Source organism: Pseudomonas sp. F220 (assembly GCF_057813935.1).
The window spans coordinates 292,357-307,969 of sequence record NZ_JBVASJ010000001.1 but is presented as its reverse complement, the minus strand read 5'-3'; the positions used below and the strand labels follow the sequence as shown (position 1 = coordinate 307,969).

9 protein-coding genes are annotated in these 15,613 nt (G+C 59.3%); 8 read left to right on the top strand and 1 reads right to left on the bottom strand.

Translation table 11 applies throughout. From position 1 onward, the window contains the following. The first annotated feature begins 8 nt into the window (after positions 1-8). The 7 genes from ACZYSM_RS01300 (at position 9) to hemE (ending at position 13,023) form a co-directional block, all read left to right on the top strand. Positions 9-2,087, top strand: a complete 2,079-nt coding sequence (locus ACZYSM_RS01300; protein WP_489068080.1) for a type IV pilus secretin PilQ — start codon at positions 9-11, stop codon at positions 2,085-2,087. A gap of 4 nt (positions 2,088-2,091) precedes the next feature. Then, on the top strand, positions 2,092-2,610 hold the full coding sequence (gene aroK / locus ACZYSM_RS01295) for a shikimate kinase AroK (protein WP_489068078.1): 519 nt from the start codon (positions 2,092-2,094) through the stop codon (positions 2,608-2,610). Positions 2,611-2,757: 147 nt separating this feature from the next. Continuing rightward, positions 2,758-3,858: a 3-dehydroquinate synthase gene (aroB, locus tag ACZYSM_RS01290; protein ID WP_489068076.1), complete on the top strand. Its 1,101-nt coding sequence runs from the start codon at positions 2,758-2,760 to the stop codon at positions 3,856-3,858. A gap of 10 nt (positions 3,859-3,868) precedes the next feature. Continuing rightward, positions 3,869-5,452, top strand: coding sequence for an SPOR domain-containing protein (locus tag ACZYSM_RS01285; RefSeq protein WP_489068074.1), 1,584 nt, complete (start codon positions 3,869-3,871; stop codon positions 5,450-5,452). A 349-nt stretch (positions 5,453-5,801) separates the two neighbouring features. Beyond that, complete coding sequence (gene gltB, locus ACZYSM_RS01280; protein ID WP_489068072.1) at positions 5,802-10,250, top strand: glutamate synthase large subunit; 4,449 nt, start codon at positions 5,802-5,804, stop codon at positions 10,248-10,250. Positions 10,251-10,282: 32 nt separating this feature from the next. Then, a complete protein-coding gene (locus ACZYSM_RS01275; RefSeq protein WP_489068070.1) occupies positions 10,283-11,701 on the top strand; it encodes an FAD-dependent oxidoreductase in 1,419 nt (472 codons plus the stop codon). 254 nt (positions 11,702-11,955) lie between these two features. Next, complete coding sequence (gene hemE, locus ACZYSM_RS01270; RefSeq protein WP_489068068.1) at positions 11,956-13,023, top strand: uroporphyrinogen decarboxylase; 1,068 nt, start codon at positions 11,956-11,958, stop codon at positions 13,021-13,023. Between the two features lie 174 nt (positions 13,024-13,197). Here hemE and ACZYSM_RS01265 read toward each other — a convergent pair whose 3' ends face one another. After that, entirely contained in the window at positions 13,198-14,439 is a 1,242-nt protein-coding gene (locus ACZYSM_RS01265) for an MFS transporter (protein WP_489068277.1), read from the bottom strand. Positions 14,440-14,591: 152 nt separating this feature from the next. Between ACZYSM_RS01265 and ACZYSM_RS01260 the strand changes: the two genes are divergently transcribed. Beyond that, positions 14,592-15,491 (top strand): LysR family transcriptional regulator, encoded by a 900-nt coding sequence (locus ACZYSM_RS01260; protein WP_489068066.1) that lies wholly within the window; start codon positions 14,592-14,594, stop codon positions 15,489-15,491. Positions 15,492-15,613 lie beyond the last annotated feature (122 nt).

The following is a 15,613-nucleotide window of genomic DNA, read 5'->3' as shown; positions in this document are numbered from 1 at the left end:
CTCGAAAAATGAACAGGACTATTTCGTCCCTCGGTATTGCGCTATGGATAGCGCTGATGTCACCGATGGTACAAGCGGCCAACCTCAAAGCGCTGGATGTTGCCGCGCTGCCGGGGGACCGCGTCGAGTTGAAGTTGACATTCGATGGGCCGCCTCCTGCCCCCCATGGCTATACCACCCAGCAACCTGCACGAATTGCCCTCGACTTACCGGGAGTGACCACTCAACTGGCGAGCAAGAATCGCGATGTGGGCACCGGCAATGCGCGTAGCGTGACGGTGGTTGAGGTCGAGGATCGTACTCGGCTGATCATCAATCTGACGGCGCTGGCGCCCTATAGCACGCGCGTCGAGGGCCACGATCTGTTTGTGGTGGTCGGTCAGGGCGCGACGGTTGCGCAGAAGACTCAGTCGAGCGCGCCCCGAGTGACCACGCCCGCACGGGCCAAAGCGTTTGCGCCAGTGGGTAAAGCCATCAGAGGTGTGGATTTCCAGCGTGGAGAGTTGGGAGAGGGTAACGTCGTCATTGAGTTGTCGGATCCTGGCATCAGCCCGGATATCCAGGAGCACGATGGCAAGATCATCCTGAATTTCGCAAAAACCCAACTACCCGAGCCGCTGCGAGTCCGGCTGGACGTCAAGGATTTCGCCACCCCGGTGCAGTTTGTCAACGCCAGTGCTGCCTCCGATAAAGCCAGCATCACCATCGAGCCCGGTGGTGCCTTCGACTACTCGACTTATCAGACCGACAACAAATTGACCGTCAGTGTTCGGCCGATGACCACCGATGACTTGCACAAGCGTAACGCCGAGCGCTTTGCCTACAGCGGCGAAAAACTGTCGCTGAATTTTCAGGACATCGATGTGCGCTCGGTGCTGCAACTGATCGCCGACTTCACCAATCTTAATCTGGTTGCCAGTGACACGGTGCAGGGCGGTATCACCTTACGCTTGCAGAATGTGCCATGGGACCAGGCCCTGGACCTGGTGCTGAAAACCAAAGGTCTCGACAAACGCAAGATCGGCAACGTCCTGCTGATTGCTCCGGCGGATGAAATCGCCGCCCGCGAACGCCAGGAGCTGGAGTCGCAAAAGCAGATCGCCGAACTGGCGCCACTACGGCGTGAGCTATTGCAGGTCAACTACGCCAAGGCCGCTGACATCGCCAAGCTGTTCCAGTCGGTCACCAGTGCCGAGGCGAAAATCGATGAGCGTGGATCTATCACCGTTGATGAGCGGACCAACAACATCATTGCCTACCAGACCCAGGACCGCCTCGATGAGTTGCGTCGCATCGTTGCCCAACTAGATATCCCGGTGCGTCAGGTGATGATCGAAGCGCGAATCGTTGAAGCCAATGTCGATTACGACAAAAGCCTCGGTGTGCGTTGGGGTGGTTCGATCCAGAACAAGGGCAACTGGAACACTTCAGGCGTCAGCAATGGAACCACTCCGTCGTCCACCATTGGCACGCCGGGTAGCGCCAGTACCAACTCGCCGTTCGTCGATATGGGCACAGTGGGTAATACCTCGGGACTGGGCATCGCCTTCATTACCGATAACGTGTTGCTGGACCTGGAGCTGACGGCCATGGAGAAAACCGGCAACGGGGAAATTGTCTCTCAGCCCAAAGTGGTCACTTCCGACAAGGAAACCGCGAAGATCCTCAAAGGCACGGAAATCCCTTATCAGGAAGCCAGTTCCAGCGGTGCAACCTCGGTGTCCTTCAAGGAGGCGTCGTTGTCGCTGGAAGTGACACCACAGATCACTCCGGACAATCGCATCATCATGGAGGTCAAGGTCACCAAGGATGAGCCGGACTATCTGAACAAGCTCAACGATGTCCCGCCGATCAAGAAGAATGAAGTCAACGCCAAGGTACTGGTCAACGACGGAGAGACCATCGTAATCGGTGGCGTTTTCTCAAATACTCAAAGCAAGGTTGTAGATAAAGTGCCATTTCTCGGAGATGTGCCGTATCTTGGCCGCCTTTTCCGAAGGGATGTCGTTTCGGAGAAAAAATCCGAGCTGCTGGTATTCCTGACTCCGCGTATCATGAATAACCAGGCGATTGCTGTGAGTCGTTGATTCTGTGCGAAATTTGATTCTTGTTGGGCCAATGGGGGCTGGAAAAAGCACCATTGGTCGCTTGCTGGCCAAAGAGCTGCGCCTGCCGTTCAAAGATTCCGATAAGGAAATTGAATTGCGCACGGGCGCTAATATCCCGTGGATCTTCGATAAAGAAGGAGAGCCAGGCTTTCGTGATCGCGAAGAGGCGATGATTGCCGAGCTCTGCGCTTTTGACGGGGTAGTGCTGGCGACCGGCGGCGGTGCAGTGATGCGCGATGCCAATCGTCAGGCGCTGCATGCCGGTGGGCGGGTGGTTTATCTGCATGCCTCCGTGGAGCAGCAGGTCGGTCGCACCGCCCGCGATCGCAACCGTCCGCTATTGCGCACCGCAGATCCGGCGAAAACCCTCAGAGATCTGCTGGCGATTCGCGATCCGCTTTATAGGGAAATCGCCGACCTGGTGGTGGAAACCGATGAGCGGCCGCCGCGAATGGTGGTTCTGGATATTCTCGAACGCTTGCAGCAGCTTCCTCCCCGTTAATGCACAAGGCGAAATGCGCTATCCTCGGCGTCCGGTCATGAACGGTATAAATCATGGCCCATGGCTATCGATGGGCGTCAGAAAACCAGGCGTTGCCGGCCGTTAATGCAGGGCGGGACGCCAGCTTCCATTTCACTGTGGGGACACATGCAGACACTTAAGGTCGATTTAGGCGAGCGTAGCTACCCGATTCATATTGGCGAAGGTTTGTTGGACCAGCCTGAGCTGCTGGCACCGCATATCGCCGGGCGGCAGGTGGCAATTATCTCCAACGAGACCGTTGCGCCGCTTTATCTCGAGCGTCTGACCCGCAGCCTCGCGCAGTTTTCGGTTATTTCCGTGGTGCTGCCCGACGGCGAAGCCTTCAAGAACTGGGAAACCCTACAGACTATTTTCGACGGTTTGCTCACCGCACGGCATGACCGCCGAACCACCGTGATCGCCCTTGGCGGCGGTGTTGTTGGTGACATGGCCGGTTTTGCTGCCGCTTGCTATCAGCGTGGCGTCGATTTCATCCAGGTGCCGACCACTCTGCTGTCGCAAGTCGACTCGTCAGTGGGTGGAAAAACCGGGATCAATCATCCGCTGGGCAAGAACATGGTCGGTGCTTTCTATCAGCCCAATGTGGTGCTGATTGACACCTCGACGCTCAATACACTGCCTCCCCGCGAGCTGTCTGCGGGCTTGGCGGAAGTCATCAAATACGGGTTGATCTGCGACGAACCTTTCCTCACCTGGCTCGAAGAAAACGTCGATCGACTGCGTGCTCTGGACCAAGTGGCCCTGACCGTTGCCATCGAACGCTCCTGCGCGGCCAAGGCTGCTGTGGTTGGCGCTGACGAACGTGAGACCGGCGTGCGCGCCACCCTCAATTTGGGGCATACCTTCGGCCACGCCATCGAAACTCACATGGGCTATGGTGTCTGGCTGCATGGTGAGGCGGTCGCCGCCGGAACCGTGATGGCCCTGGAAATGTCCACGCGACTGGGGTGGATCACCGCGCAAGAGCGTGATCGCGGGATTCGCCTGTTCCAGCGTGCCGGGTTACCGGTCATTCCTCCCGAGGAGATGACCGAAGCAGATTTTCTCGAACACATGGCAATTGACAAGAAAGTGATCGACGGTCGTATGCGTCTGGTGCTGTTGCGCCGAATGGGCGAAGCCGTAGTGACCGACGATTATCCGAAAGAGGTTTTACAGGCCACGCTGGGAGCGGATTACCGCGCCTTGGCTCAGCTTAAAGGTTAATAAGATCCCGATGACTAGTTTGCATGCCGACGAGGCTTTCCTCGGCCATTACCAGTTGAGTCACGACCCTTTCGCTCCACGGGTGCCTGGCTTCAAATTCTTCCCTGCCCAGCGCAAACCGGTGTTGGGGCAATTGCACCACCTGGCCCGCTACAGCCAGCTGCTACTGGTAGTCACCGGACCGCAAGGCAGTGGTAAGACCTTGCTGCGTCAGGCGTTGGTGGCCAGTACCAACAAACAGTCAGTGCAAAGCGTGGTGGTTTCCGCCCGTGGCGCCGGCGACGCGGCAGGTGTGCTGCGCCAGGTAGCTCAGGCGCTGAACGTTGCCCAGGCTGAAATCGGCTCGATTCTGGCGCAGGTGGTGCAGCTCGCGCTGACCGGCCAGGAAGTCTATTTGCTGGTGGATGACGCCGAGCAACTCGACGAGTCTGCGCTTGAGGCGCTGCTTGCGCTGGCCGCGGGTGCTCCTGAAGGTCGCCCGCATGTGTTCCTGTTCGGCGAGTCTTCGCTGATCGCAGGTTTGGAGCAGTTGAGCACCGAGGAAGAACGTTTCCACGTCATCGAATTGCAGCCCTACGCTGAAGAAGAAACCCGCGAATATCTGGCTCAGCGTCTCGAAGGCGCCGGTCGGGGGATCGAACTTTTCTCCGCGGATCAGATCTCTGATATTCATGAAAGCTCCGATGGGTGGCCTGGCACCATTAACCAGGTCGCTCGCGATGCAATGATCGAAGCCATGATTGCCAGCCGCTCAGCGGTCAAGCGTCCAAGTATGGGGTTCAATATGCCGAAGAAACACGTATTGGCTATATCCGCCGTCGTCGTGGTGGCGGTGGCAGCTGCCTGGTTGATGCCAGGTCGTAGCAAAGCACCGACCACTGGCGCGCCAGCCAACGAACAGGCGCAATTGCCATTGGGGCAAACACCAAAACCGAACAGCGGCGGTGCCCCGGCAGTCGAGTTCGCCGGTAATACTCAGCCGATGCCTCTGCCGTTGGTTGGGCAGTCGCAACCGGTCATGCGCGGTCCATTGGCTGAAGCGACTGGCCGCATCAAAGAAGGCGACGACGGTGTGCCGGTTGCAGGTTCTAGCGCAACACCCCCGACTGTGACCACCACAGCGCCTCCTGCAGGCCTCTCGGCTGGTCCGGCACCGACCCCGGCTACACGCCCAACGCCTGCTCCGACGCAGGTCGCTACCACCAAGCCAGCGCCCGTGGCCAAGCCTGCACCGGCGCCCGTGGTCAAGCCAGTCCCGGTCACCAAGCCTGTCGAGAAGCCAGTCGCCGTGGCTAAAGCCGCTACCGGTGGTAGCTGGTACGCCGGGCAAGCGCCAGGCAACTTCGTGGTGCAGATCCTCGGCACCAGCTCCGAAGCCACTGCTCAAAATTTCGTCAAAGAGCAGGGCGGCGAGTACCGTTATTTCAAGAAAACCCTGCAAGGCAAGCCGCTGTACGTGATCACTTACGGTAATTTTGCCAATCGCGATGCAGCCGTTACCGCTATCAAGGCCTTGCCAGCGAAGGTTCAGGCTGGTAAACCTTGGCCTCGCTCTGTCGCCAGCGTCCAACAGGAACTGGCAACAACTCGCTGAAGATTCGGCGGCCTTACCCAGGCCGCCTCTCCCGGCACCTCAAAATTTTCCGCAGGCGCATGCTGCTTTCAAAGCCGCGTGCTTTGTGGTGTCTGCGTCACCGTAGTTTTTGAGTCGTAGCGGTCAGAATTAAAAAAGTTTTGACTAGCACAGCATATCGCTTTAAACCTTTCATAAATGCGACATAGATTTGCGACATTTCGTCGCCAAATTTGTGAGCGTCTGTGTCGGTGTGTACAATGACCTCCCTTTTGCCCCGCAAAGCTGGCGTACGTTCAGCGCGGATGGTAAGTGGTTGAATTGAAAAGAAATTTGCCTCGAAAAGAGGCAGCCTGGTGAGAAAGTGTCTATGAAAGCAGGTCTGTACCAACCAGATGAATTCAAGGATAACTGCGGTTTCGGCCTGATAGCCCATATGCAGGGCGAACCCAGTCATACCCTGTTGCAAACGGCCATTGAGGCCCTGACCTGCATGACCCACCGCGGTGGGATCAACGCTGACGGCAAAACCGGCGACGGTTGCGGTCTGCTGATGCAAAAGCCGGATGTGTTCCTGCGTGCCATCGCCCAGGAAACCTTTGGCGTCGAACTGCCCAAGCAATACGCTGTGGGCATGGTGTTCTTCAATCAGGACCCGGTCCGCGCCGAAGCCGCTCGCGAGAACATGAACCGCGAGATCCTGGCCGCCGGCCTGCAGCTCGTCGGCTGGCGCAAAGTGCCAATCGATACCAGCGTACTCGGCCGTCTGGCCCTTGAGCGTCTGCCGCAGATCGAGCAAGTGTTTATCGGCGGTGTTGGCCTGAGCGATCAGGACATGGCCATCAAGCTGTTCAGCTCCCGTCGTCGCTCGTCCGTGGCCAACGCTGCAGACACCGATCACTACATCTGCAGCTTTTCCCACAAGACGATCATCTATAAAGGCCTGATGATGCCGGCGGATCTGACCGCCTTCTATCCAGACCTTAGTGACCAGCGCCTGCAAACCGCGATCTGCGTGTTCCACCAGCGCTTCTCCACCAACACCCTGCCGAAATGGCCGCTGGCTCAGCCGTTCCGCTTCCTCGCGCACAACGGCGAGATCAACACCATCACCGGCAACCGCAACTGGGCCGTGGCCCGTCGCACCAAGTTCGCCAACGATTTGATGCCCGATCTGGAAGAGCTCGGCCCGCTGGTCAACCGTGTCGGTTCCGACTCCTCGAGCATGGACAACATGCTCGAGCTGATGGTCACTGGCGGCATCGACCTGTTCCGTGGCGTGCGGATGATCATTCCGCCAGCGTGGCAGAACGTCGAGACCATGGACGCCGATCTGCGCGCGTTCTACGAATACAACTCCATGCACATGGAACCGTGGGATGGCCCGGCCGGTGTGGTCATGACCGACGGCCGCTACGCGGTCTGCCTGCTCGACCGTAACGGCCTGCGCCCGGCGCGCTGGGTGACCACGAAAAATGGCTTCATCACCCTGGCCTCGGAAATCGGCGTCTGGAACTACCAGCCTGAAGACGTGATCGCCAAGGGCCGTGTAGGCCCGGGGCAAATCTTTGCGGTGGATACCGAGACCGGTCAGATCCTTGATACCGACTCCATCGACAACCGTTTGAAGTCCCGTCACCCGTACAAGCAATGGTTGCGCAAGAATGCCCTGCGCATCCAGGCGACTATGGAAGACAACGACCACGGTTCGGCTTTCTACGACGTTGACCAGCTCAAGCAGTACATGAAGATGTACCAGGTCACCTTCGAAGAACGTGATCAGGTATTGCGCCCATTGGGTGAGCAAGGCTACGAAGCGGTCGGCTCCATGGGCGACGACACGCCGATGGCTGTGCTGTCCCAGCGTGTACGTACGCCGTACGACTATTTCCGTCAGCAGTTCGCGCAGGTCACCAACCCGCCGATCGACCCGCTGCGTGAAGCCATCGTCATGTCGCTGGAGATCTGCCTCGGTGCCGAGCGCAACATCTTCCAGGAGTCGCCGGAGCATGCCTCGCGCGTGATCCTCAGCTCGCCGGTGATTTCCCCGGCCAAATGGCGTTCGTTGATGAACCTGGATCGCCCGGGCTTCGAGCGTCAGATCATTGACCTCAATTACGACGAGAGCATCGGCCTTGAAGCGGCGGTGCGCAATATCGCCGACCAGGCTGAAGAAGCCGTGCGTACCGGTCGCACCCAGATCGTGCTGACCGATCGCCATATCGCGCCGGGCAAACTGCCGGTGCACGCTTCATTGGCTACTGGCGCAGTACACCACCGCCTGACCGAAAAAGGCCTGCGCTGCGACAGCAACATCCTGGTCGAAACCGCCACCGCGCGCGATCCGCACCATTTCGCCGTGCTGATCGGCTTCGGTGCCTCGGCGGTCTATCCGTTCCTGGCCTACGAAGTGTTGGGCGACTTGATTCGTACCGGTGAAGTGCTGGGCGACCTCTACGAGGTGTTCAAGAACTACCGCAAAGGCATCACCAAAGGTCTGCTCAAGATCCTCTCGAAGATGGGTATCTCGACCATCACCTCGTACCGCGGTGCTCAACTGTTCGAAGCCATCGGCCTGTCCGAAGAAGTGTGCGAGCTGAGCTTCCGTGGCGTGCCGAGCCGCATCAAGGGTGCGCGTTTCGTCGACCTCGAAGCCGAGCAGAAAGCCCTGGCGGCAGAAGCCTGGAGCCCGCGCAAGCCAATCCAGCAGGGTGGTTTGCTGAAGTTTGTCCATGGCGGCGAATATCACGCCTACAACCCGGACGTGGTCAGCACCTTGCAGGCCGCTGTGCAGCAGGGTGACTACAGCAAGTTCAAGGAATACACCGCGCTGGTGGACAACCGTCCGATCTCGATGATCCGCGACATGTTCAAGGTGAAAACCCTTGAGCAGCCGCTGGATATCAGCGAAATCGAACCGCTGGAATCGGTTCTCAAGCGTTTCGACTCCGCCGGGATCTCCCTGGGCGCATTGTCGCCGGAAGCTCACGAAGCCCTGGCCGAAGCCATGAACCGCCTGGGTGCGCGTTCCAACTCCGGTGAAGGCGGCGAAGACCCTGCGCGTTACGGCACCATCAAAAGCTCGAAAATCAAGCAAGTGGCTACCGGCCGCTTCGGTGTGACTCCGGAATACCTGGTCAACGCCGAAGTGCTGCAGATCAAAGTCGCTCAGGGCGCCAAGCCCGGTGAAGGCGGCCAGCTGCCCGGTGGCAAGGTCAACGGTTTGATTGCCAAGCTGCGTTATGCAGTGCCTGGCGTCACCCTGATCTCGCCACCGCCGCACCACGACATCTATTCAATCGAAGACTTGTCGCAGCTGATTTTTGACCTCAAACAGGTCAATCCCAAGGCGCTGGTTTCGGTGAAACTGGTAGCAGAAGCGGGCGTCGGCACCATCGCTGCCGGTGTGGCCAAGGCTTACGCGGACTTGATCACCATCTCCGGCTATGACGGTGGCACCGGTGCTTCGCCGCTGACTTCGATCAAATACGCTGGCGCTCCGTGGGAACTCGGCCTGGCCGAAACTCACCAGACCCTGCGCGGCAACGACCTGCGCGGCAAGGTTCGGGTGCAGACTGATGGCGGCCTGAAAACCGGCCTCGACGTGATCAAGGCGGCGATCCTCGGCGCTGAAAGCTTCGGCTTCGGCACCGCACCAATGATCGCGCTGGGCTGCAAATACCTGCGTATCTGCCACCTGAACAACTGCGCCACCGGCGTAGCCACTCAGAACGACAAACTGCGCAAAGATCACTACATCGGTACCGTCGACATGGTGGTGAACTTCTTCACCTACGTCGCTGAAGAAACCCGTGAGTGGCTGGCCAAGCTGGGTGTGCGTTCCCTCGAAGAGCTGATCGGCCGTACCGATCTGCTGGAAATCCTCGAAGGTCAGACGACCAAGCAGAAGTATCTGGACCTGACTCCGTTGCTGGGCAGCGATCACATCCCGGCGGACAAGCCACAGTTCTGCCAGGTGGAGCGTAACCCTCCGTTCGATAAAGGCCTGCTGGCCGAGCAAATGGTCAAGATGGCCACCTCGGCAATCAACGACCTGAGTGGCGCTGACTTCTCGCTGGATATCTGCAACTGCGACCGTTCCATCGGCGCGCGGATCTCTGGTGAAATCGCCCGTGCCCACGGCAACCAGGGTATGGCCAAGGCGCCGATCACCTTCCGCTTCAAAGGCACTGCCGGTCAGAGCTTCGGGGTGTGGAACGCTGGTGGTCTGAACATGTACCTGGAAGGCGACGCCAACGACTACGTCGGCAAAGGCATGACGGGCGGCAAGCTGGTCATCGTTCCGCCGATCGGCAGCGCCTACAAGACTCAGGACAGCGCCATTATCGGCAACACCTGCCTGTACGGCGCCACTGGCGGCAAGCTGTTCGCTGCCGGTACCGCGGGCGAGCGTTTCGCGGTGCGTAACTCCGGTGCTCACACCGTGGTCGAAGGCACTGGCGATCACTGCTGCGAGTACATGACCGGCGGTTTCGTCTGCGTACTGGGCAAGACCGGCTACAACTTTGGCTCGGGCATGACCGGCGGTTTCGCCTACGTGCTGGACCAGGACAACACCTTCGTTGACCGGGTCAACCACGAACTGGTGGAAATCCAGCGGATCAGCGGCGAAGCGATGGAAGCCTATCGCAGCCACCTGCAACGCGTGCTGGACGAATACGTCGAGGAAACCAATAGCGAGTGGGGTCGTAACCTCGCCGAAAACCTCGATGACTATCTGCGTCGGTTCTGGTTGGTCAAGCCTAAGGCTGCCAATTTGAAATCGTTGCTTTCCAGCACCCGTGCCAACCCGCAGTGATATGCGCCTGAAGAGTTTGATGAGGTTTTAACATGGCTGAACGTCTGAATAATGACTTCCAGTTCATCGAGGTCGGGCGCAAGGATCCGAAGAAGAAACTGTTGCGTCAACGCAAGAAAGAGTTCGTGGAAATCTATGAGCCCTTCAAACCCCAGCAGTCGGCCGATCAGGCCCACCGCTGCCTGGGTTGTGGTAACCCGTACTGTGAATGGAAGTGCCCGGTGCACAACTTCATTCCCAACTGGCTCAAATTGGTGGCCGAGGGCAACATCCTCGCCGCCGCCGAGCTGTCGCACCAGACCAACACCTTGCCGGAAGTCTGCGGCCGGGTCTGTCCGCAGGATCGTCTGTGCGAGGGTGCCTGCACCCTCAACGACGGCTTCGGCGCGGTGACCATCGGTTCGGTGGAGAAGTACATCACCGACACCGCGTTCGCCATGGGCTGGCGTCCGGACATGTCCAAGGTCAAACCGACCGGCAAACGTGTCGCGGTAATCGGTGCAGGCCCGGCGGGTCTGGGTTGTGCCGACGTGCTGGTGCGCGGCGGCGTCACCCCGGTGGTGTTCGACAAGAACCCGGAAATCGGTGGCTTGCTGACTTTCGGCATCCCCGAATTCAAGCTGGAAAAGACCGTGCTGAGCAATCGTCGCGAAGTCTTCACCGGTATGGGCATCGAGTTCCGCCTCAACACTGAAATCGGCAAAGACGTAACCATCGAGCACCTGCTCGAAGAGTACGATGCCGTGTTCATGGGCATGGGCACCTATACCTACATGAAGGGTGGCTTCGCCGGGGAAGACTTGCCGGGCGTGTACGACGCGCTGGACTACCTGATTGCCAACGTCAACCGCAACCTGGGCTTTGAAACGTCGCCGGAAGACTTCGTCGACATGAAAGGCAAGAAGGTCGTGGTACTCGGCGGCGGTGACACGGCGATGGACTGTAACCGTACTTCGATTCGTCAGGGCTCCAAGTCGGTGACCTGTGCTTATCGTCGTGACGAAGCGAACATGCCGGGTTCGCGCAAAGAGGTGAAGAACGCCAAGGAAGAGGGCGTGAAATTCCTCTACAACCGCCAGCCAATTGCAATTGTCGGTGAAGACCGGGTCGAAGGCGTGAAAGTGGTCGAGACTCGTCTCGGCGAACCGGACGCCCGTGGTCGCCGTACCCCTGAGCCGATTCCGGGTTCCGAAGAGATCATCCCGGCTGATGCCGTGGTCATCGCTTTCGGTTTCCGTCCAAGCCCGGCGCAGTGGTTCGAGCAGTTCAGCATCCAGACCGACAGCCAGGGCCGCGTCGTGGCCCCGGAACAAGGCCAATTCAAACACCAGACCAGCAATCCGAAAATCTTCGCCGGTGGCGATATGGTTCGCGGTTCTGATTTGGTGGTGACGGCAATCTTCGAAGGCAGAAACGCCGCCGAAGGGATCCTGGATTACCTGGGCGTCTAATCCGCGCTCCTGAGCTGAAATGCAGTAACCCTGTGGGAGCGAGCCTGCTCGCGAAAGCGGTCTGCCAGCCAACATCTCTGTTGGATGTGCCGGCCTCTTCGCGAGCAGGCTCGCTCCCACATTGGTTTCAGGGTGTTGCGAAAACCGTGATTCAACCGCGACAAATTGACCCGATAGACAAAAGGCACGGCTCTTGCCGTGCCTTTTGCGTCGCGCTCTGAGAAAATGCCCGCACTTTTTTTCCGGATGCCGACATGACTGCCCTGAAGAACGACCGTTTCCTTCGTGCCCTGCTCAAGCAACCCGTAGACGTCACCCCCGTGTGGATGATGCGTCAGGCCGGTCGCTACCTGCCTGAATACCGCGCCAGTCGCGCCAAGGCCGGTGATTTCATGAGCCTGTGCATGAACCCGGAGTTCGCCTGCGAAGTCACTATGCAGCCGCTCGACCGTTATCCACAGCTGGATGCGGCAATCCTCTTCTCCGACATCCTGACCATTCCCGATGCCATGGGCCAAGGCCTGTATTTCGAAACCGGCGAAGGCCCGCGCTTCAAGAAAGTCGTCAGCACCCTGGCCGACATCGAGGCCCTGCCGATCCCGGATCCGCACAAAGACCTCGGCTACGTCATGGACGCGGTCAGCACCATCCGCCGCGAACTGAACGGCCGCGTGCCCTTGATCGGCTTCTCCGGCAGTCCCTGGACCCTGGCCACCTACATGGTCGAAGGCGGCTCGTCGAAAGACTTCCGCAAGACCAAAGCCATGCTCTACGACAACCCGCAAGCCATGCACCTGCTGCTGGACAAGCTCGCGCAGTCGGTCACGTCTTACCTCAACGGTCAGATCATGGCCGGCGCTCAAGCCGTGCAGATCTTCGACACCTGGGGCGGCAATCTATCGGCCGCGGCGTACCAGGAATTCTCCCTGGCTTACATGCGCAAAATCGTCAGTGGACTGATCCGCGAACACGAGGGCCGCAAAGTACCGGTGATCCTCTTCACCAAAAACGGCGGCCTGTGGCTGGAAAGCATCGCCGACGTCGGCGCTGATGCTCTGGGCCTGGACTGGACCTGCGACATCGGCGAAGCCCGCCAGCGTGTCGGCAGCAAAGTCGCGCTGCAAGGCAACATGGACCCGACCGTGCTCTACGCCAAACCAGAAGCCATTCGCGCCGAAGTCGGTCGCATCCTCGCCAGCTACGGCAAAGGCACTGGTCACGTGTTTAACCTCGGCCACGGCATCACCCCGGAAGTCGACCCGGAACACGCCGGCGCCTTCCTGCGCGCGGTGCATGAGCTGTCGGCGCAGTATCACGAGTGACCGTGACCCAATAAAAAACGCCCGGCTAATGCCGGGCGTTTTTGTATGAGGTATCAGATCGTACGCGGTCAAAATATGGGAGCGGGCTTGCTCGCGAAAGCGGTGGGTCAGCCAACACCAATGTTGAATGTACAACCGCCTTCCCGAGCAAGCCCGCTCCCACAGGGTTTTGCATCAGGCCTTAACACCGCCGAGCGGCGGCAACTTCGCCAGTTTCAACGCCACCAGCAACGCCACCACCAGCAACCCACCAATAAACAACCCGATCCCGTTCCATCCGCCCAGATGCCAGAACAGGCCCCCGGCGGTCCCTGCGATGCTCGACCCGGCGTAGTAGCTGAACAGGTACAGCGACGAGGCCTGGCCCTTGGCTGTGGTCGCGCGGCGGCCGATCCAGCTGCTGGCCACCGAATGCGCGCCGAAGAAGCCGAAGGTGAACAGCAACATGCCGATGAGCACCAGCGGCAAGGGCGTGAGCATGGTCAGCGCAATGCCCACCAACATCAGCACAATGGTGCCCCAGAGCATTTTGCGACGACCGAATGTGTCGGCCAGTGCACCGACTTTCGCTGAGCTGTAGATCCCCGACAGGTACACCACCGAGAGCAGACCGACGAACGCCTGGTTCATGTGATACGGCTCGGCCAGCAAGCGATAGCCGATGTAGTTGAACAGCGTCACGAAGGCGCCCATCAGCAGGAACCCTTCGAGGAACAGCCACGGCAAACCGGCATCGCGAAAATGCATGGTGAAGCCGTCGAGCAGGCTGCGCGGGTGCATCGAGCGGGCGCGGAAGTTGCGCGATTCCGGCAAGATCTTCCAGAACACCGCTGCCGCTATCAGCGCCAGGCCACCGATCACCAGCATCGCAGTGTGCCAACTGACGAAGTCGATCAACACGCCGGTGATCAAGCGTCCACACATCCCGCCAATCGCGTTGCCACCGATGTACAAACCCATCGCCAGGCCGATGTGCTGCGGATGAATTTCTTCACTGAGGTACGTCATGGCTACCGCCGCCAGTCCACTCAACGACAACCCGGTCAGCGCGCGCATCACCAACACGCCCTGCCAGCTGGGCATCATCGCGCTGGCAATTGTGCACAGCGCGGCGGCGAACAGCGCCGCGACCATCACCGGTTTGCGGCCGATGCGGTCAGAAATCGGGCCGGTGATCAGCAGGCCGATGGCGAGCATCCCGGTGGCGACCGAGAGGATCAAACTGCTCTGCGCAGCGTTGATGGAAAACTCGTGGGACAGCAGCGGCATCATCGGCTGCACGCAGTAGAGCAAGGCGAACGTGGCAAAGCCGCCAGAAAACAGCGCCAGCACCGTGCGCATGAACATCGGCGTGCCTTTTTCGATGTAAATGTCGTTCAGTTCAGCGACCACATCGTCCCGCGCAGAAGGCGGCATATCGTGGGCTAGCGGGGCAACAGCAGTTTTCACGGGGGACCTCGGTGGGGCACAGCCGGTCAGGCAATGGAAAAAGCATATAGCTGGCTAATGATTCTTTCCAATATATTGTTCGACCTGTTTGATAGGTTTTACGACCTAATGGAGTTTTCATGGAATTGCGTCATCTGCGCTACTTCATCGCCGTCGCCGAAGAACTGCATTTCGGTCGCGCCGCGCAGGTGCTGGGCATCTCCCAGCCGCCGTTGAGTCAGCAGATTCAGGCGCTGGAGCAAGAGGTCGGCGCGCGCTTGTTCGAACGGACCAATCGTCGGGTCGAGCTCAGTGAAGCCGGGCGGCTGTTTCTGGAAGAGGCGCGGCTGGTGCTGGCGCAAGTCGACAAAGCCGCCGATGTGGCCAGACGCGCGCAACTGGGAGAGCTGGGGGAACTGAAGATCGGCTTCACCTCGTCGGCACCCTTCAACTCGAATATCCCACAAGCGATTTTCGCTTTTCGTCAGCGCTTCCCGGCGGTGCACCTGAACCTGCGGGAAATGAGCAGTACGCGGGTGGCAGATGCGCTGGTCGATGAGTCAATCCAGGTCGGCATCATGCGACCGCTGCCACTGCCGGATTCGTTGAGCATGGTTGAGCTGATGCGCGAGCCTTTAGTGGCGGTGCTCAGCTCCAAGCATCCGCTGGTGGTCGGCAGTGAGGAGGGTTTGTTCCTGTCGGCACTGGCCCTTGAGCCTTTTGTGTTTTTCCCGCGCAGCTATGGCAGCGGTTTATATATGCAACTGCTCAGCCTGGCGCGTGATGCCGGTTTCAGCCCACACTTCGCTCAAGAGGCCGGCGAGGCGATGACCATCATCGGTTTGGTGGCAGCGGGGCTCGGTGTGTCGGTGTTACCAGCGTCTTATCGACGAATGCGCATCGACGGAGTGGTCTATCGACCGCTGCTCGACCCGCAAGCGATTTCCGCGGTGTGGCTGGTGCAGAGGAAGGATCAAAGCTCGCCGATGGCCAAGGCGTTTGTCGAGTTGTTGACCCGCAAGGCCGAGCCTATCGGTTGAGCCTGGAAAGGTATCTTCGCCAGGAAACGTCCCGCTAGTTAAAGAGATTTTCCTTGCTGGCCCTAAAAGATCGCCGCCCGCGGCAGCTCCTACAGGGGATTGACGTACACCCGCAATGCTGC